The organism is Alteromonas sp. MMG017 (genome assembly GCF_018100795.1).
In the GTDB taxonomy this organism is placed as follows: Bacteria; Pseudomonadota; Gammaproteobacteria; order Enterobacterales; family Alteromonadaceae; genus Alteromonas.
Genome location: NZ_JAGJDY010000001.1, coordinates 415,343 through 434,420, shown reverse-complemented (window position 1 = coordinate 434,420; position 19,078 = coordinate 415,343). Strand labels below are relative to the sequence as shown.

Here is a 19,078-nt window from a genome sequence, read left to right as displayed (position 1 = left end):
CCTTAAGCAATCAAAGAATCGACAACGTCATTCACGTGACGAAGATCGTCTGGATGGTCGATGTCTTGACTTAAGTATTTAGGCTGAACGGTCACGCACTTTAAGCCTTTTTCCATGGCTGCCTGATGGTGCTCATAAGATGATGATTTACCAAATGCAAAATCAATAGCGTTAGGGGGCGTGGTGCATAGTGCGTTGGTGCCGCCATCATACGCACTGCCAATGACTACCGAGGTGTCGCCTGAAGCAAGCGCCGCAATAGAATTCAGCTCTTTTTCCTCTAGCCGAGCAATATCTGCAGGCAAGATAAGTTGGTGGCTAAAGCCATTCGACATGCTCCATTCGGTGGCTTGCGCCAAGGCTGTGTTTAAGTTGCTGCCTTTGGCTTCAAATATCACTTTGCAGCCCAAGCTGGTGGCTAAATCGGCGATGTAAAGCGACGGCGTTACGACCAGTTTTTGCCATTGTGGAAATGAACCGTTTAACGACATAACGGTTTTCTTAAACAGCTTAATGGCCAAGGCCTTGCGCACGCTGGCAGGCAAATGTGGTGACAAACGCTGCTTGCTGAATGCAGGATCTTTCATTGGAATAACAACGCATAGTTTATGCACAAGGCACCTCCGGTTGATAAGCGGTGGCCGCCGAAATAACCTCTTCCATTAGGGCTACTTTGTCTTGATCTGATTTCATCAAGGTTTTAGTACAGTGGGCGTATAAGCCGCAGCTTTCGACGACGTCTGTATCGCCTTCATCTTGATTATCAATGACCAATACATCGCAAAGGTCTTGGTAAAACTCAGCGATGCCCTTGTTACCAGGTGTATAACGCATTTGCTGTAGTAGTTTTTCAGCTGGGCCTTTTATGGCTTTGCCACCAATAAGTGGTGACACCGCAATTTTCGTGGCGTCGCTTGCTGCTATTGCATCGCGAAATTGGGGTATAGCTAGCATGGGAGCAATACTGAGTAATGGGTTGCTAGGGGCAAAAACGATAATGTCAGCAGCGCTAATGGCCGCCAACACTTCAGGTGTAGCAGAAGCAAGATTTGCCCCTTCGTACGCAATATTGGTTACGTTAGCTTCGCAGCGTTGGTGTACAAAATACGTCTGAAAATCTACCCAGCCATTTTCAGTTTCAAGACGAGTTTGCAGGGTATCGTCGGTAGCTGGCAGCAAAGGGACGGTAATACCTAATCGGGTAGTAATTTGGCGCGTGATTGCCGTCATGCTAGTCCCTTCAGCCCGCTTAGCACTTCTAAAAATATGGGTAGCAATATCCATATCCCCTAAGTGCATCCAGGTGCTTGAGCCAAACTGTGCAAGCCGAGACAATATACGGCAGCTGTCGTTTTGCAGCCCCCAACCAGTAACTGGATTTACTTCGTTCGCTAATGTGTAGGTAAGTGTATCTAGGTCGGGCGATACCCATAAATTGTGAAACTCGTCGTCGTCACCCACATTGCCAATAATGGTTAGGTTCTCTTTGTAGGCAGATTGATAAAGTCCTTTAGCGGCTTTTGCACCGCCTACGCCGCCGGCTAACAACACAATGTTTTTCATGCGCTTACCTTCACGGGAATGTGAGATGCTGCGTTAAAAGGGCTAAAGGCTGTTGTGTCTTTTAGTGGGGCTGCGGGGCTAGCAGTTTCTGAGCCCACAAGTGCCGCTTGGTGAGCAGGCTTTTTGTCACGGCCGTACGGGGTAATTACGTCGTACAAAGTATTACGCTGATGTGCATTTAGCCCAGCGCGCTGGATAAAGTTCACCATATCCCGAGGGACAATTTCTTGGCCGTGGCTAGCCCCAGCTGCACGAGAAATACTCTCGTTCATTAGGGTGCCGCCCAAATCATTGGCGCCTGCACGAAGCACTTTCGACGCCATATCGGGGCCCATTTTTACCCATGAGGCTTGAATGTTATCGATATAGCCTTGTAATACTAATCGCGCAATGGCGTGCATTTTGAAGTGCTCATCGGCAGTTGGGCCGGTTCTTACTTCGCTAGGATTATTCTTATAAAGGGGGCTGTCGTTATGTATAAAGCCTAACGGAACAAATTCAGTAAAGCCGCCAGTTCGCGCTTGCATGTCACGCAATAAAATAAGGTGTGCGGCCCAGTGAGATGGCCCATCTATGTGCCCATACATTATGGTGGACGTGGTAGGTAACCCAACGTTATGCGCAGTTTCGATGATTTTAAGCCAGTTTTCGGTGCTAAGTTTGTTTTTAGTTAGTTTGCGTCTTACTTCAGTATCTAGAATTTCAGCAGCCGTACCAGGCATTGATGCCAAGCCGCGCTGTTTTAAGTCGGTTAATAAATCCGTGTAGCTTTTGCGGCCTTTCATTGCGCCATACCAAATTTCAAAAGGCGAATAGGCATGAATATGAATATCGGGCACGGTAGACGACACCGTATCGAGTAAGTCGCCGTAAAAACTGGCGGGTAAGTCAGGATGCAAACCACCTTGAACACATATTTCAGTTGCGCCACGAGCGTGGGCTTCTTTGGCTCTAGCTGCTACTTGATGAGGGGCTAAAAACTCTGCATCGCCGGCGTTTTTATTCACCCCGAAGTTGCAGAACTGACAGCCCATATGGCATACGTTGGTAAAATTAATATTGCGAGTTATTACAAACGACGCATCATTGCCGGTGCGCAATTCACGCACAATATCAGCGGTGTGCAACAAAGCATCAGTTTCCGGTCCTTGGCAGTAAAACAAGGCTTCAGCTTCTTCGTGGTTAAGCATTTTGCCTTCTAAAGCCCGCTGTAAAATATGGGCAATAGCAGGGCGCAGCTGGCTTAGTTTACTTTGAATTGGCGTATCGCTGTAGGGCAAGGTGAAGTCGCCTGCTGGCGTTAAGTCGCAAGGTGAAACCGAGGTGATGTTTTGCAGTATGTTACCCATGAGCAACTCCTTGAAAAGTGGTGTTATCAATACATTGCTCTACGGCAAGGCCGTCGTTGCGCCAAGCAGGCATGGCTTGATGCAGCGCTTTGGTAACGTAACGTTCGCCAGCTTGTAGGTACTTCGGATAAACGGTTAAACGCTCTTGCAATGCGTAGCCTTGTTGCTCGCAAGCACTTGCCAATTCTGTGATTTGCGGCCAGCTACGTTCGGGGTTAATAAAGTCTTTCGTTAACGGTGAAATACCACCCCAATCGTTAATACCAGCGGCTATGTAATGAGGGTATTCTTGGGCTAAATTAGGCGGTGCTTGCAGTGAAATTGCTGGGTCTAAAATTAACCGAGCCATGGCCAACGTGCGGCGCATGTCATCAAGAGTAGGTTCTGGTGCATTGGCCATAGCAGTTCCTGCTTTTGCGCGAAAGTTCTGAATAATCACTTCTTGAATATGGCCATACTCTTGGTACAAGCTATTAATGGCAATGAGGCTATCAACACGTTCTTCCCAGGTTTCACCAATGCCGATAAGAATGCCGGTGGTGAAGGGAATATCTAGCTTTCCAGCGTCTTCCAGCGTCTTTATGCGAATACCCGGTACCTTGTCAGGACATGCATAATGGGGTTGGCCTTTTTTCATCAAACGGTCGCTGGTACATTCGAGCATCATACCCATGCTGCCGCTTACGTTTTTCAACTGTTTTAGTTCGTTAAAAGTTAACGTTCCTGCATTCACGTGAGGGATCATCAAGCTTTTATCCAGCACCATCTCGCACACTTCGGTAAGGTAATCAACCATGCTGGTATGGCCCAATGTTGCCAACCAATCTTTCGCGTAGCGATAACGCTTCTCGGGTTTTTCGCCCAAGCTGAACAAGGCTTCTTTACACCCTTGGGCTTGGCCTTTTAAAACGGAAGCCAATACTTGGCTTGGATTTAAGATATTGGCTTGGCCTGAGTCTGGGTGTTTTACAAATGTGCAATAACCACAGGTATCCCGACACATGTTAGTCAGCGGAATAAAGATTTTTCGTGAGTAAGTAAGAGTGTTAGGCCAGTGCGTATCGCGAACGCCTGCAGCTTGTTCGCAAAGTGCATCTAGCTGTGAACCTGTTGCATGTTCAAGGGCAATGGCGTGTTGGCGCGATAGCATAATGGGCGTCTCCTGCAAGTAAAGTTAATGCACTAAATATTCAATTTAGGCTGTTGCTTTTTTAATCTTTACCACGGTTTTTACCAAATGGTAAAGAAAATATTTGCAGGTTTTTTTGGTGCGAAGTGTGTATCAAAATAGAGCAAATTGGGTGTGGTAGTAGGGTATTTAATAGGTATAAATGATAAGGTTTTTATACTTAAAGTTCTTTTATAACAGTGTTTTATTGTTTTTCTTTGATGGTGGTGGAATAGGGGGAGTAGAAAGTAAAAGGCGCGCTTTTAAGATGAAGCGCGCCAAAAAAAGCAGGGTAAATTAATTTTTATGCACTAGTGTTGTGCATCTAGGGCACTTAAAACGAAATTGCATAAAAATTCAGTGGCCTCGTTAAAATCATCTTGATCTAAAGACGGCTTTCCTAATAGCAATTGAATTTGCGTAGAGAAGTCGGCATAGGTTTGTGTGGCAGCCCAAATGGTAAAAAACAGATGCTTAGGATCAACAGGGCGAATGTGGCCAGCGGCTATCCAACGCTCAATAATTTTCACGTCTCGTTCAAACGCAGGCTTTAAATTTTCTATCAAATACGTTTTCAGTACCGGTGCGCCGTTTATGATTTCATGGGCGAATACTTTCGACCCATTGGGATAATCACGAGATAATTCTATTTTCTGCTGAATGTACTGACGAATGGTACTGGCTGGAGATGCCTCAGGGTCGTCATTGAACTGCATTTTCTCAAGCCATAAATCAATCATGTTTTCGAGTACGGCTTGGTACAACTTATCTTTGCCTGGGAAGTAATACAAAATGAGCTGTTTAGAGATACCGGCTTGTTGCGCCACCGCATCCATTGAAGAGCCAGCAAACCCTTTTTGTGCAAATACCTCTTCGGCGGCGCGAAGAATTCCGGCCTCTGTTTTTGCACGATTGGCCTGCGTCTTTGTAGGTTTTGTCATTTTTATGTCCTGTTACCGCTTCCATGTGGCGTTGTTAACATCTGCCACCTGTTATTTTTTTCGTTTTCTTTACCGCTTACTAAGCTCGAATGTCACTTAGTCATTGTAGTTGCGATGCTAAATAGTAATGGGTTCTTCCTTCCCATGTTCTTTGGCAAGCGCTTCTAAAAATAGCTCTACCAAACGTGTGGGCTTAGGTGACTTACGATAGATGGCCGCGAATTCACAATGATAGGCGAAATTTTTAGGTTCGATAGCCCGCATCTGGCCTTTCTTTACGAAAGATTCCGCATAATGATCAGGCAAGAAGCCTAAATAACACCCCGAAGAAATAAGTGTGGCAATACCTTCTTGGTCGTTCGCTACCGCCATTTTATTGAGCCCCAGAGACATACTTTTATCCATATTAGGGCTGTGAAAGCTTAGCCCGGCATATTTGGCTTCACATATTTCTTCACGGGGAATATCTCCAAGCTCAATGTAGAAAGGGTGTTTTCTTCCGCAATACAGGTGCATTTGCTCACCAAACAAGGGTAAGTAATTCAAACTTGAAGAAGAGCGGTGGGTGGGAATAATACCAATATGATAACGCCCATCTAAAATTCCCTGCTCAATAGTATTTACTGGCACCACATGAATTTCTACGTTCACATTAGGGGCTTGTTGTTGATAGGTGTAAATGGCTTCATTCACCTTACAAGCATCGTTCGACACGGTTTTATCGAACATGGCGACCACCACATTGCCCTGCAAATGTCTGTGCATATCGTTGACTTCGTTTCTAAAGTCTTGCAACGACAGCAACAATCGCTGTGTAGACTCATAAATTCGCTTGCCCTCTTCGGTAAGCGAAAAACCCCCGCGGCCACGATGGCAAAGCACCATGCCTAACCGGGTTTCTAAATCTTTTAAATGCCGGCTAATGGTAGAACGCCCAATATTGAGTTCAAGCTCGGCAGCAGAAAGGCCGCCAGCCTGTGCTACCACTATGAATACTCTCAATAAGCGAATGTCTGTGTCTGATAGGTTTCCAAGGATTGCGCGCATAGTTTCATATTTATGAAAGTAAGATTTGAATATTTATAATTTATCGAACTTATGTGGCTGGGTAAAGTAGACCAAGTGAACAAATACCATAGGAAAACAATTATGACCCAGTGGGCTTCCAAGCTATCACAACCGCAAATGGACGCGTTGTGGATGCCTTACACTGCAAATCGCCAGTTTAAAGCATCGCCTAAAATGATTACCGGTGCACAGGGCAATTACCTCATTGATGACAATGGTCGTAAAATCTTTGATGGATTATCTGGGTTATGGACATGCGGCGCAGGGCACAACCGCCCTGAAATTGCTGAAGCAGTCGCTAAACAGTTAACAACGCTAGATTATGCCCCCGCCTTTCAGTACGGCCACAATCTGGCATTTGAACTCGCAGACAGGTTAGCCAACATGGCGCCAGCCGATATCAATAAAGTGTTTTTCACTAACTCAGGTTCTGAAGCGGCTGATACTTCGACCAAAATTGCTCGTGCTTATTGGCGCCAGCAAGGACAGCCTACCAAGACCCGAATTATTGGTCGCGCGAAGGGCTATCACGGTGCTAGCTGGGGCGGCATTAGCTTCGGCGGTATTGGCGCAAACCGCAAGATGTGGGGGCCAGCCATGGAGTCTGATCACCTTTCACATACCTTGCTGCCGAATAATCAATTCTGCAAAGGCGCTCCGAACTATGGTGAAGAGCTTGCTGATGAGCTTATCGAAATGGTGGCATTACATGATGCGTCGAATATTGCGGCGGTAATTGTTGAGCCAATGAGTGGTTCTGCAGGGGTTATTGTTCCGCCAAAAGCCTATTTACGCCGTTTACGTGAATTGTGTAACCAGCACGATATTTTGCTTATTTTCGATGAAGTGATTACCGGCTTTGGCCGCACAGGTAGCTTATTCGGCGCCGATGCGTTTGATGTAGTGCCCGATATGATTAACGTGGCCAAGCAAATCACCAATGGCGCCGTTCCTATGGGCGCGGTTCTGGCTCGCGAGTTTATCTACGACACCGTAGTTAACGCTGGCGGTGCCGATTACAACATTGAATTACCACACGGTTACACCTATTCAGGCCACCCTGTTGCCTGCGCGGCCGCCATGGCTGCGCTCGATATTTTAGAACAAGAAAAACTCGTCAGCCGTGTTGCCGAACTTAGCCCTTACTTTGAAGAAGCGGTGCATAGCTTAAAAGGCATGCCATTCGTTAGCGATATTCGAAACTTCGGCTTTGCTGCAGGGTTTAGCATTGAAAGCTACCCAGGCGAACCGGCTAGGCGCCCTTATGAAATTGCTGACGCCATGTGGAAGAAAGGATTTTACGTACGCTACGGCGGCGACACTATTCAGTTAGGCCTTCCGTTTACCACTGAAAAAACGGAAATCGACACCTTAATTAACGCGATGCAAGACACCCTAATGGGCAAGTAGCCTTTTACCGTTTTGATCCACTTACGCAAAAAAGAGACACAGATATGACTTCATTGGTAGGACACTTTATTCACGGCGAACACGTAGCGCCGCAAGATGGAAATTTGATTGATATTCACAACCCTTCTACTGGCGCTGTGTGCGGACAAGTAGAAATGGCGTCGTCGGCATTGGTACAAAAAGCGATAGATTCAGCGAAAACGGCGTACCCAGCATGGCGCGCCACGCCACCTGCAAAGCGTGCACAGGTTATGTTTCGCTTGAAAGTATTGCTAGAGCAACACAGCGACAAAATTTGTGAATTGATCAGTGAAGAGCACGGCAAAGTGCTACACGATGCCAAAGGTGAATTACAACGTGGTATTGAAAACGTTGAGTTTGCTTGTGGCATGCCTCAATTACTTAAAGGCGAACACAGTAAAGACGTGGGCCCAGGTATAGACGCGTGGAGTGAATTTCAGCCGCTAGGTGTAGTGACAGGTATTACGCCGTTTAACTTTCCGGCTATGGTGCCGTTATGGATGTGGCCCAGCGCTATCATGTGTGGCAACACCTTTGTGTTGAAACCATCTGAAAAAGACCCTTCCAGCGCGTTGTACATTGCAGCACTTGCGGCAGAAGCCGGTTTACCGCCGGGTGTGCTTAACGTGGTAAACGGCGACAAATCTGCCGTTGACCAATTACTAGAAGACCCCACGATTCAAGCGGTAAGTTTTGTAGGTTCAACCCCTGTTGCCGAAGCTATTTATCAAAAAGCCAGTGCTAACGGAAAGCGTTGCCAAGCGTTAGGTGGTGCTAAAAACCACGCGATTGTCATGCCAGATGCTGATGTTGATAACGTAGTGAATGCACTAATGGGTGCTGCGTTTGGTTCATGCGGCGAACGCTGTATGGCGTTATCGGTAGTGCTTGCAGTAGGTGATGAAATGGGCGATACCCTGCGAGACAGGTTATCAGCACAAATCGAAACCCTAAAAGTGGGTGCAGGTAACGATAACAGCAATGACATGGGGCCGTTAATTAGCGCTCAACATTTCGATACCGTGAGTGGATTCATTGACTCCGGCGTTAACCAAGAAGCGGATTTAGTCAGCGATGGTAGAAAGCTCAGTGTAGAAGGTTTTGAAGATGGCTATTTTTTAGGGGCCACTTTGTTCGACAAAGTAAAACCTCACATGGAAATTTACCAAAAAGAGATTTTTGGCCCTGTCCTTGTGATGCTACGTGTACCGGATATGCAAACGGCACTTGAGCTAATTAACGAGCACGAATACGGAAATGGTACTTGTATCTTCACTCGTGATGGCGAAGCTGCACGCTTCTTTATCGACCAAGTTCAAGTAGGCATGGTGGGTGTAAACGTGCCATTACCTGTGCCGGTTTCATACCACAGCTTTGGTGGGTGGAAGCGCTCATTGTTTGGTGACTTACATGCTTACGGGCCAGATTCTGTCCGTTTCTACACGCGCAGAAAAGCCATTACACAACGCTGGCCTTCAACGAACCTGCGTGAAGGCAGTCAATTTTCTTTCCCAAGTAACTAGTATTTAAACCAACAAAGTTCGCTATATCAGCGAACTTTGTTGGTCATAAAAAACCGGTGCACGGCCTCTAGTACGACCGCTGGCATAAATGTTGAAAGCTCAAAATATAAAGATTTACCATTCGGTCAATTTTTATCGTTTTACCGGTATTAAGTAAGCGCCTAAAAATAAAACAGCGCATTAGACAAAAGAATAATCACGCCCTTTGCTTTAGGCGTCTCAGCAACAGTAGCGATACATAATAAATAGTGAACAATCAGCATAAAATCAGAGAAAAAATTTATTTACCGTTTGGTAAATAAAGTTATCAAGATTGCACTCTTATAGTACGTTCGTTGAGCTAACTTGGGGCAAAGTGTTAATAGGAATACCTTCCACCTGCGAGGACAAAACAATGGATAAGCTTAGAATTAATAGTCAAAGATTATGGGACAGCCTGATGGAAATGGGCGAAATTGGCGGCACTGAAAAGGGCGGATGTAATCGCTTAGCCGGCACAGATCTAGACAAGCAAGCTCGAGACTTGTTTTGCGCATGGTGTGAAGCCACTGGATGTGAAATTAGCATAGATAAGTTCGGTAATATTTTTGCTAAACGCCCTGGTATCAATAACGAACTACCTTCAGTGGCAACCGGAAGCCACTTAGATACTCAGCCTACAGGCGGAAAGTTCGACGGCGTATTTGGTGTATTATCCGGCGTTGAAGTACTTCGCACCCTGCATGAAAACAATATTACTACTCCAACGCCAATTGAAGTGAGCGTTTGGACTAACGAAGAAGGCTCACGCTTTCAGCCTGCCATGCAAGGTTCGGGTGTCTATGTAGGCCGCTTTGATTTGCAAGAAGAACTAGATAAAACAGACGTAAACGGTTTACGTTTGGGCGATGAACTGGCTCGCATAGGCTACTTAGGTGAAGAAGAATTAGGAAGCCGCAACATAGGGGCATTCTTTGAAGCCCATATCGAGCAAGGCCCAATATTAGAAGATGAAGAAAAGCGCATTGGTGTAGTACGTTTAGGCCAAGGTATTCGCTGGTACAACGTAGAAATACAAGGCCAAGAATCTCATTCTGGCACCACGCCAATGCATTTACGCAAAGACGCAATGGTAGCCACAGGTAAAATTGTGGCAGAAATCGAGTCGATAGCTAACCGTTATGATAACGGCCTTGGCACTGTAGGTTTCATGCAAGTTTATCCTAATTCACGAAATACTATTCCAGGAAACGTGAAGTTTAGCGCCGATTTACGTAACCCTAACCCCGAAGTGTTGGCCACCATGCATGAAGAGTTCGTGGCTTACTGCGACTCGGTAGCCAAAGAACGTAACTTGGAAATCACCGTGGATAACTTCTGGTATTTTGCGCCAGTTGAATTTAATGCCTCGGACGATGTAAAAGCCGCTACTGAAAACTTAGGGTATTCACACATGGATATCTACGCCGGCGCTGGTCACGATGCTTGTTACATGGCAGATCTAGTACCAGCGGGCATGATTTTCACTCCATGTGAAAACGGCATCAGCCACAACGAAATTGAATACTCTAGCCCAGAGCAGTGTGAAGACGGCGCAAACGTATTGCTTCATACCATGCTAACCGCCAGCAAGCGTATTGCTGAAGCTGCCGGAGCCCCAGTTGCTGAAGATGAGGGAGCGAGCGTATGAGTGCAGAAATTAGTGAAATCGCACTCAGTAAATCGGTAACCGAGAGCGATTATTTTAACGAAGATCTCGCGCCGACTAAATTATCGGAGCGTACTTGGGGTACGGGAAATATCGCCGCACTTTGGGTAGGAATGGCGGTTTGTGTGCCTACCTATACCCTAGGCGGAGTATTAACCACGTACTTTGGTTTGTCGGTAATGGAAGCCTTGTTCACTATTTTGCTAGCGAACATAGTGGTACTTATTCCGCTTACGTTAAATGCATTTCCTGGGACTAAGTTCGGTATCCCTTTTCCGGTAGTACTGCGCTCGTCGTTTGGAATTGTAGGCTCTAACATTCCCTGCTTAATTCGAGGTTTTGTGGCCTGCGGCTGGTTTGGCATTCAAACCATGTTCGGCGGCCTTGCCATACACTTGTTTCTATCTTCTATTTCAGACGGTTGGGCACAGCTTGGCGGCCTAGGGGAAGTAATAGGCTTTTTTGCTTTTGGTGCGTTAAACGTATTTATCGTTATTAAAGGTTCAGAGTCGATTAAATGGTTAGAAACCCTAGCTGCCCCTTTGCTCTTAATAGTAGGTGCTGGGCTTATTTGGTGGGCAAGCGACAAAGTATCGGTAACCGAGGTGTTGGCTACCCCAGGCACAAGGCCGGAAGATGCTGGCTTCTTTAGTTACTTCTTTGCAGGGCTTACCGCCATGGTAGGTTTTTGGGCAACATTGTCGCTGAATATTCCTGATTTCAGTCGTTACGCGAAAAGCCAAAAAGCCCAAGTAACAGGGCAAATTATTGGCTTACCCCTTACCATGTTTATGTTTGCCGCCCTGGGTGTGTTGTTAACTTCAGCATCTACCACGCTGGTAGGCGAAACAGTTTCAGATCCTGTTACCTTAATAGGTCATATCGATAGCCCATTTTTTGTGGCTATAGCCATGTTACTTATCATTGTAGCGACCTTATCTACGAACACCGCCGCAAATGTAGTATCGCCCACCAACGACTTTCAAAATATTGCCCCTAAGTATATTAACCACACCCGTGGTGTACTACTGACTGGCATAGTTGGCGTGTTATTGATGAGTTGGGAGCTACTGAAAAAAGCTGGGCTTATTGAATCTGACGTAAGCGTAGATAGCTTGTACTCAAATTGGCTACTTGGCTATTCAAGCTTATTAGGCCCTATTGCGGGCATTATGATTGTTGATTACTTCCTAATTAGAAAACAAGAACTAGATGTAGCGGCACTTTACACCAGCAGTGCTGCCTACCCGAAAGTGAATTGGGCCGGTTTTGTTGCCTTTTTAATTCCAGTAGGTATTACCTTGCTAGCCATAACCGCAGATGTACTAACGTGGTTCTATAGCTACGGCTGGTTTACCGGTTCTATTTCGGGCGCCATCATTTATTACTTTGCTGCAGGCAAGCTAGTTAACACCGTGAACACGAACGTTGGTGAACTAGCAAAAGCTTCATAATTTAAAGCGAAAAGGACACAAAAATGGCCATATTATTACGCGGTGGGACCGTCGTTACCCACGAAATGACTTACAAAGCCGATGTACTTTGCGAAGACGGCAAAATTACTAAGATTGGCGAAGACCTTTCTGTAGAAGACACAGATGTAGAAATTGTTGATGTATCTGAAAAGCTAATCATGCCAGGTGGTATCGATCCGCACACCCATATGCAATTGCCATTTATGGGCACGGTAGCCGCCGATGACTTTGCTTCTGGTACAGCTGCCGCCCTTGCTGGTGGCACCACGACTATTATCGATTTCGTTATCCCAAGCCCAGGTCAGCCATTAATGGAAGCCTATCAGCAGTGGCGAGATTGGTCTGAAAAATCCATGTCAAACTACACCTTCCATGTGGCTATAACGTGGTGGGATGACAGTGTTCACAAAGATATGGAAACCCTCGCTACTGAATACGGTATTAATAGCTTTAAGCACTTTATGGCGTATAAAAACGCCATTATGGCCACCGATGATATTTTAGTATCAAGCTTTACCCGATGTATGGAACTTGGTGCTATTGCCACGGTTCATGCTGAAAACGGTGAATTGGTGTACCACTTACAACAACAGCTAATGGATAAAGGCATTACTGGGCCAGAAGCCCATCCGCTATCTCGTCCACCCATGGTTGAAGGTGAAGCGGCTTACCGTGCTATTAGCATTGCTGAAACTCTAGGCGCACCTCTGTATTTAGTGCATTGCTCGGTAGAAGAGTCGGTTGATGCGATTCGTTATGCACAGCAGCGCGGGCACCACGTTTATGGTGAAGTATTAGCTGGGCATTTAACGGTAGATGATAGTGTGTATCAAGATGTAAGTTGGGAACGCGCAGCAGCCCACGTAATGAGCCCGCCATTTCGTCCTAAGAAACACCAAGACGTGCTATGGAAAGCCTTGCAAGCGGGTACGTTGCAAACTACCGCTACCGATCACTGCGCTTTTTGTAACGAACAAAAAGCCATGGGTAAAGACAACTTCACCCAAATTCCAAACGGCACTGCTGGGGTAGAAGAGCGCTTGGCAGTATTGTGGGAAAAAGGTGTGAACGGCGGCAAAATTACTCCTAATGAGTTTGTCGCAGTTACTTCTACCAATGCGGCTAAAATCTTCAATATGTACCCGGCCAAAGGCGCGGTACGGGAAGGCTCCGATGCCGATTTAGTGATATGGGATCCGAAAGGCACAAAAGTAATTTCTGCTGAAACCCATATGTCTAATATCGAAACCAATATCTTTGAAGGGATGGAAATTACAGGTGTACCTGTGATGACTATTTGTAACGGTAATATCGCGTGGCAAAACGGTGAGTTATTAGCGAAGGCAGGTGACGGTAAATACGTTATGCGTCCTACTTATGCACCATTTTATCAGTCTCTACAAAAGCGTAAGGCATTGGCCGAACCTAAAGCGGTAGACCGCACTTCAGCGTAAAACGGACAATAATAAAGAAAAAGGCCAGTCAATTGAAATGACTGGCCTTTTTTGTATTTTCTTTCAAATTAAAAGTGAACAGCGTAAAACTACACCAGCTGTTGACCTTCCTTGTAATATTGCAGTGCCGTAGTGCTATCGTGTCTACGCTCACTAATGGCTGACAGCAATAACAAGTCATCTTTGCTTGATTCCATCTTCACTGCTTTTAACAATACTTTCTCGGCCAGAATATCGTCACCTGCATTGAATGCGACTCTACCCAACGTAGAATACAATTCTACATTTTCGCTGTCTTGTTTAATCCAGCTTTCCAGCAACCGCAACGATGGTGCAGCATTCGGAATATTTAACTGGGTGAAATAAGGGAATAGAGCAGGGTGCGGACCACGTTTCTGCCATTCTACTAGCAGAGTTTGTGCTTCGGCATGCATGCCTTGTTCAAGCAATTGCTGAATATAAGCTGCGCGATAAGCATCGTCTTGCTTAATTTTACGAGGTAATCCTTCCCAGTGGGTTTTAAGCTCAGCGGCACCGTTCTTACTGGCAATTTCAGCTAACTTACCCTTGGCAATTCGCTGCGACCATAAGGTGTAATCTTCTTTCGGTAACGCTTTGCGCCAACCACTTAGCTTTTCTTGCAAGGCTTGCCATTGACCTTGTTCCGCCATTATCGATGCTTTAAGTTTAATCACTTGCGGGTTGTTGGCTTCTTCTTCATCTAAGCTATCTAGCTTTTCAAGTGCGTCGGTATATTTACCTTCGGTAACATCTATACGCGCCATCACTATAGTGGCAGCGACTTTAGCGTTGTCATACTCTGCCGCTTGCAGTAAGAAATAACGGGCTTTTTGCGGGTCGTTTTGGCTTTGAGCCACTTGCGCAGCGGCCAAGTAGTTCACTCCTTCAAAATCGCCGTTGGTGGTTTGGCTAAGTGCCTTGTGAGCACTTTTTAGGTCGCCCGCAGCCAATGACTGTAAACCATGGTAAAAGGCACGTTTGCGTTTACGCTCGCCTAAAGCACCAAACCAGCGGTGAGAACCCGTTACCAAGCTTAATGTCCATAACACCAATTTAGAGATAATATACCAGCTGATAATGGCGCAAATAATGATAATGCAAAAACCAATAAGGCTGGTTTCTATCGCGGTATTACCTAACGAAATGAGTACGTAGCCTTTGTCGCCCAAAATCATAGGGCCAACAATAAGCGCAACAATAAATGCGGCCAGCACCGCAAGGGCAATGACTAACCATTTCATAATGCGCTAGCTCCCTGGCTGAATGCTTGCTTTACACGAGACTCCAATAACTGCTCAAGCGGCTTTTGTGAAGCTAACTGGCTAGGAATGGGTTGAGAAATGTCGGTATCAACAAGGTTATCAAGTGCTGAGATAAAGCCAGTAACTTGGCTCTTTTCAACATCATAATGCTCTTCAAGCATGGCTTTAGCGTAAAGCAAAGATTGCTCATACAGGCCTGAATCTGCTTTAAGTGCAGCAGATTGTGCGTGCATTAACTGCAAGCGAAGCTGTTCTTTCACTAAAAACTGAGCTTGCAAGGACATGACAGGTTCAACCGGGCCTTCTAAACTTTTCACTGTTAAAAAGCCATCAACAATAGAGTGCCACACTTTCGCCAGGTTCTCTTTCCAGTCGTCTGCCGATTCAGACAGCTCATTGCTATCAGCATCTGCATCTACTGGCTTTTCAAAAGTATCTAACGGTAACTTGTCAATTTGCGCAAGCATGCCGGTAAGGGCAAGAGCCACCGAACTTTGAGAGACAGGATTCATTTGTTGAAGAGTTTGAATGTCTTCAGCAAGCTTGGCGCGAACCGGTAATACCGAAGGATCTGCTAGTGACTTTAAACGCTTATCGGCATTCACTAACAGCAAGGTTGCTGTGCGTACATCGTTTTCTAACCACAGTTTTCTACCCGCCATGCGAACTAAATAATCAGCCTCGGCTATAAGCCAATCGGCAGGGCGTTGACCTTCCATGCTATTAAGTTGTTGTTGTGTGGCTTCGGCTTGTTGCACTAAGGCACTATTTTGTTGCTGCAATGCATCCACAGCGTCTTTTAGTTCACCGTTTTGCATGTTGAGCATGCGTAAGGCATCTGCTGTTTGCTTGTGATCAGAACTTAAGTTGTTAAGTTGGGTTGTATTCGCCTGTTGGGTTTGGACAAGGGTATCGCTGCTGCCCTGTTGTTGCATGTAGTACCAATACCCAGCACCAATAATGCCTAGAACTAAAAGGAAAATAATAATAACCACAAACCATAGAAGCTTGGTTCCTGATGATTTTTTCGCTTTTTTCGGTGTGTTTTTAGACGTACCTTTAGGTGAGACGGTATCTGTGCTTGATGCCGCGTTCGCTGACGTCGATTCTGATGTCGTACTAGATGATGATTCCACGCTTACCAATTCCCCGTTTTGAGGGTCCTTCTCATTCTTGTCAGACATTTAATACTCCCAATTTTCCTTTACCCAGGCAATTAATGCCTGATCGGTGGCGCGGTTGCACACCGAAACGCGTGCTATCCCAAGATTACGTAAACTCGTTGCAACTCGTTCACTTACCGTTAACCAGGGCAACGCTAATAATTGCATACTATGGCTAGAAATAAGCTGTTTTGCCATATTTTCGCTTGTAGCGATAATGCCGCTAACATCGCCAATTTTCCAGATCTTTGTGTAAATTGGGTTTGTAAGTGGTTGTCTTTTATAAACACAAAACTCGGTAACCGATATACCTCTACGGCTTAAAACGTGAGAAAGCGTATCTCTGCCACCTTCGCCCTTAATAATAACGACTTGTGTACAGTTTGCCTCATTAAGTTGCTGCATGACCAGTATACCTTCGGATGTATGTAGCGAAGGCGTAACGATTTTGAAAGGTAAATTCGCGCTATGTAATGCATCAGCCGTGGCATCGCCAACCGCTATTAACGTAGGCTGCACTGATAAAAAAGTGGCTTGATTGAGTGCATCGAGTGTCGCTGGCACGGCATAAATGCTGGTAACGATAATGCTATTAACGATGGGCGGGCCCAACAAAAACTGTTGGAGCTCACTGGCCTTACTAGGGATGCTTTGAATATCGGATGTAGCAACCCCTACAGCATTAATACCCGCCTGCTCGAAAGCATCTGCACTTGCCTGTAACTTAGGAAGAGGGCGGGTTATCAATAACATATACTAGTTATACAATGCGCTAAGAATTTCCCCAGCGCCTTGTTCAAGCAGTGCCTCGGCGACTTCTACGCCTATGCTCTTCGCATTTTTTGTAGGGCCTGTGGCAGAGGCAAACAATAACGTTGAGCCATCTGGCTGTCCTACCATACCTGTTAAGGTTATGCTGTCTCCATCAAGCGTAGCAAAACTGCCGATAGGTACTTGGCACCCGCCTTCTAACCGCTCGTTCATCGCGCGCTCTGCACTTACTCGGGTTTGCGTTTCACCGTGGTTCAACGCTTGAAGCAACGCAATAAGCTCGGCATCGTCATTGCGACATTCAATACCAACAGCGCCTTGCCCAACGGCAGGCAGCGATACAGAAGCAGGTAAGCCGGTTTTAATACGTTCTTCCATGCCTAAACGGATAAGGCCAGCAGAGGCAAGGATGATAGCATCGTATTCGCCAGCATCGAGTTTGGCTAGGCGGGTATTTACGTTGCCGCGCAAATCTTTAATTTTCAGGTCTGGGCGATGTTTACGAATTTGGCATTGGCGGCGAAGGCTAGAGGTTCCAACCACCGCACCTTCTGGCAATGCATCTAAATCATCAAAGTGGTTTGAGACAAAGGCATCGAACGGATTTTCACGTTCGCAAATGGCGTGAAGGCCAAAGCCTTCGGGGAACTCAACGGGGACATCTTTCATTGAATGCACCGCAATATCGGCTCTGCCTTCTAGCATGGCAACTTCAAGTTCTTTGATAAACAAGCCCTTACCGCCAATTTTTGCTAGCGGCGTATCAAGAATTCGATCACCTTGAGTGCTCATAGGAACCAGTTCAACGACAATTGAATCATGGTGTTCTAACAGTTTCGCTTTCACGTACTCTGCTTGCCATAGCGCGAGGGCGCTTTTGCGTGTGGCAATACGAATTGTTCTCTTAGGTGCTGCTTGCATCATTAATATCCTGTCTAGGGCCTTATCTAAGGCATAGAACCTGAAGCAATCAGACGACGCTTGCTTAAGGCTTTTTTACGACTTATAAGTCTATTGTACTTAAATCTTTATCTTGCGCACAGGTTTACGGTTGCGAAAATGTGAGTAAGGTGTCTATGCTTATTGCAATTATTATATATGGATAAGCCTCCTGCTATATGGATAGTTCTTCCTTAAGTCAATTTCTGGAAAATACACATTTAAATGGTGCTGAAGCGAAACGTCGCCGCTTAACGCTGTATTTCATTTCGTATATCGGTGGCACTATTATGGCTGTGCTGACAGTCCAAAATATTGCTCGTGGCGACCACTTTCTTGCATTTTGGCTTGGGCTTTTTTCGTTTTCCGTCTTTGCCAATGCAATGTTGTCACATGTATATAAAAACAATGACGTTTTCTATTATTTCGCAGGCGGTATTGTGGTGATTATGGTGGCGGTAATTACCTTAACGGGCGGTTATCACAATACCGGGCTGCACTTTGTCTACCCGCTCATTTTGATACAAATTATTATCGTGCGTTTTAGAGCGGCTATTATTTACGTTACTGGCACGGTAGCCGTGGTGGCGTTCATCGTTTATCACCAAGAATCTATTCCCGCGAACTATCGAGCAGAGGATGTATCCCGCTTCCTAATCGCGCTTTGTTGTTTCATTACCGTGGCTTTTATTTCTGAATACTTTTGGCATCAAAGCAGAAAGGAGATGTTGACCGATAATCTAGAGAAACTACGGCAAGCTAATTCTGACCCGCTAACCAAAGTACCAAACAGGCGGTTTTTAGAGTCAGTTTACTTTGAGCGAGCAATGAAAAACCCCGCTGATTACTTTCCCTTAAGTGTTGTGGTAGTGGATATCGATTACTTTAAAAGAATAAACGATAGCTATGGGCATGATGTGGGAGACAAGGTCTTAATTCACATTGCTACGTTGATGAAAAATGCCATTAGAGCTACTGATATTGTGTCACGCACAGGGGGGGAGGAATTTTTAATTCTTTACCCCAAAACAACCTTGAGTATGGCCGTAAAGTTGGCTGAAAAAATTCGAGTGGAAATTGAAAGTTCACCCTTCGAAGAAGGTGAAATCTACCATCCAATCACAGCCAGTTTTGGCGTGGCAACAGCACTGACTGACGCCAATATTAATGCCGCGGTTAAGTTGGCAGACGAGCACCTTTACGAAGCGAAAGGTGCTGGGAGAAATCGCGTCATTTAGCCATCTAATAAAGCTAAATGACGCG

The 19,078-nt window shown here is 45.7% G+C and carries 16 protein-coding genes; 6 read left to right on the top strand and 10 right to left on the bottom strand.

Annotated elements, in window-relative coordinates; all coding sequences use genetic code 11:
- Positions 1 to 2: 2 nt before the first annotated feature.
- The 6 genes from cofC to J8L84_RS01885 all read right to left on the bottom strand — a co-directional run bounded on the left by cofC (position 3) and on the right by J8L84_RS01885 (position 6,068).
- Entirely contained in the window at positions 3 to 614 is a 612-nt protein-coding gene (gene cofC, locus J8L84_RS01910) for a 2-phospho-L-lactate guanylyltransferase (protein ID WP_211069201.1), read from the bottom strand.
- Positions 607 to 1,563: a 2-phospho-L-lactate transferase gene (gene cofD / locus J8L84_RS01905; protein ID WP_211069200.1), complete on the bottom strand. Its 957-nt coding sequence runs from the start codon at positions 1,561 to 1,563 to the stop codon at positions 607 to 609. Before cofD ends, cofC begins: the two co-directional genes overlap by 8 nt.
- Positions 1,560 to 2,912 carry a 5-amino-6-(D-ribitylamino)uracil--L-tyrosine 4-hydroxyphenyl transferase CofH gene (gene cofH, locus J8L84_RS01900; protein ID WP_211069199.1) on the bottom strand — a complete coding sequence of 451 codons (1,353 nt, stop codon included), beginning with the start codon at positions 2,910 to 2,912 and terminating at the stop codon, positions 1,560 to 1,562. The genes cofD and cofH overlap by 4 nt, the downstream gene beginning before the upstream one ends.
- Positions 2,905 to 4,062: a 7,8-didemethyl-8-hydroxy-5-deazariboflavin synthase CofG gene (cofG, locus tag J8L84_RS01895; RefSeq protein WP_211069198.1), complete on the bottom strand. Its 1,158-nt coding sequence runs from the start codon at positions 4,060 to 4,062 to the stop codon at positions 2,905 to 2,907. The genes cofH and cofG overlap by 8 nt, the downstream gene beginning before the upstream one ends.
- Before the next feature lie 329 nt (positions 4,063 to 4,391).
- Positions 4,392 to 5,021, bottom strand: a complete 630-nt coding sequence (locus J8L84_RS01890; RefSeq protein ID WP_211069197.1) for a TetR family transcriptional regulator C-terminal domain-containing protein — start codon at positions 5,019 to 5,021, stop codon at positions 4,392 to 4,394.
- A 117-nt stretch (positions 5,022 to 5,138) separates the two neighbouring features.
- Positions 5,139 to 6,068, bottom strand: coding sequence for a LysR family transcriptional regulator (locus J8L84_RS01885; RefSeq protein WP_211069196.1), 930 nt, complete (start codon positions 6,066 to 6,068; stop codon positions 5,139 to 5,141).
- Between the two features lie 102 nt (positions 6,069 to 6,170).
- Between J8L84_RS01885 and J8L84_RS01880 the strand changes: the two genes are divergently transcribed.
- The 5 genes from J8L84_RS01880 (at position 6,171) to hydA (ending at position 13,659) form a co-directional block, all read left to right on the top strand.
- On the top strand, positions 6,171 to 7,499 hold the full coding sequence (locus J8L84_RS01880; RefSeq protein WP_062085542.1) for an aspartate aminotransferase family protein: 1,329 nt from the start codon (positions 6,171 to 6,173) through the stop codon (positions 7,497 to 7,499).
- Between the two features lie 44 nt (positions 7,500 to 7,543).
- On the top strand, positions 7,544 to 9,043 hold the full coding sequence (locus J8L84_RS01875) for a CoA-acylating methylmalonate-semialdehyde dehydrogenase (protein WP_211069195.1): 1,500 nt from the start codon (positions 7,544 to 7,546) through the stop codon (positions 9,041 to 9,043).
- 394 nt (positions 9,044 to 9,437) lie between these two features.
- Positions 9,438 to 10,712, top strand: coding sequence for a Zn-dependent hydrolase (locus tag J8L84_RS01870; protein ID WP_211069194.1), 1,275 nt, complete (start codon positions 9,438 to 9,440; stop codon positions 10,710 to 10,712).
- Complete coding sequence (locus J8L84_RS01865) at positions 10,709 to 12,184, top strand: NCS1 family nucleobase:cation symporter-1 (protein WP_211069193.1); 1,476 nt, start codon at positions 10,709 to 10,711, stop codon at positions 12,182 to 12,184. The genes J8L84_RS01870 and J8L84_RS01865 overlap by 4 nt, the downstream gene beginning before the upstream one ends.
- Before the next feature lie 23 nt (positions 12,185 to 12,207).
- Positions 12,208 to 13,659: a dihydropyrimidinase gene (gene hydA / locus J8L84_RS01860; protein ID WP_211069192.1), complete on the top strand. Its 1,452-nt coding sequence runs from the start codon at positions 12,208 to 12,210 to the stop codon at positions 13,657 to 13,659.
- An 89-nt stretch (positions 13,660 to 13,748) separates the two neighbouring features.
- Here the strand turns inward: hydA and J8L84_RS01855 are convergent, their stop codons facing one another.
- Genes J8L84_RS01855 through hemC form a run of 4 tightly spaced genes read right to left on the bottom strand, consistent with a single transcriptional unit; the run spans position 13,749 to position 17,797 of the window.
- Positions 13,749 to 14,921: a heme biosynthesis HemY N-terminal domain-containing protein gene (locus J8L84_RS01855; RefSeq protein ID WP_211069191.1), complete on the bottom strand. Its 1,173-nt coding sequence runs from the start codon at positions 14,919 to 14,921 to the stop codon at positions 13,749 to 13,751.
- Positions 14,918 to 16,126: a uroporphyrinogen-III C-methyltransferase gene (locus J8L84_RS01850; RefSeq protein ID WP_211069190.1), complete on the bottom strand. Its 1,209-nt coding sequence runs from the start codon at positions 16,124 to 16,126 to the stop codon at positions 14,918 to 14,920. Before J8L84_RS01850 ends, J8L84_RS01855 begins: the two co-directional genes overlap by 4 nt.
- Positions 16,127 to 16,858, bottom strand: a complete 732-nt coding sequence (locus J8L84_RS01845) for a uroporphyrinogen-III synthase (RefSeq protein WP_211069189.1) — start codon at positions 16,856 to 16,858, stop codon at positions 16,127 to 16,129. It abuts the gene before it with no gap.
- 3 nt (positions 16,859 to 16,861) lie between these two features.
- Positions 16,862 to 17,797 carry a hydroxymethylbilane synthase gene (hemC, locus tag J8L84_RS01840; RefSeq protein ID WP_211069301.1) on the bottom strand — a complete coding sequence of 312 codons (936 nt, stop codon included), beginning with the start codon at positions 17,795 to 17,797 and terminating at the stop codon, positions 16,862 to 16,864.
- Between the two features lie 197 nt (positions 17,798 to 17,994).
- On the opposite strand from hemC, the gene J8L84_RS01835 reads away from it, so the two are divergent.
- Entirely contained in the window at positions 17,995 to 19,053 is a 1,059-nt protein-coding gene (locus J8L84_RS01835) for a GGDEF domain-containing protein (protein ID WP_211069188.1), read from the top strand.
- Positions 19,054 to 19,078 lie beyond the last annotated feature (25 nt).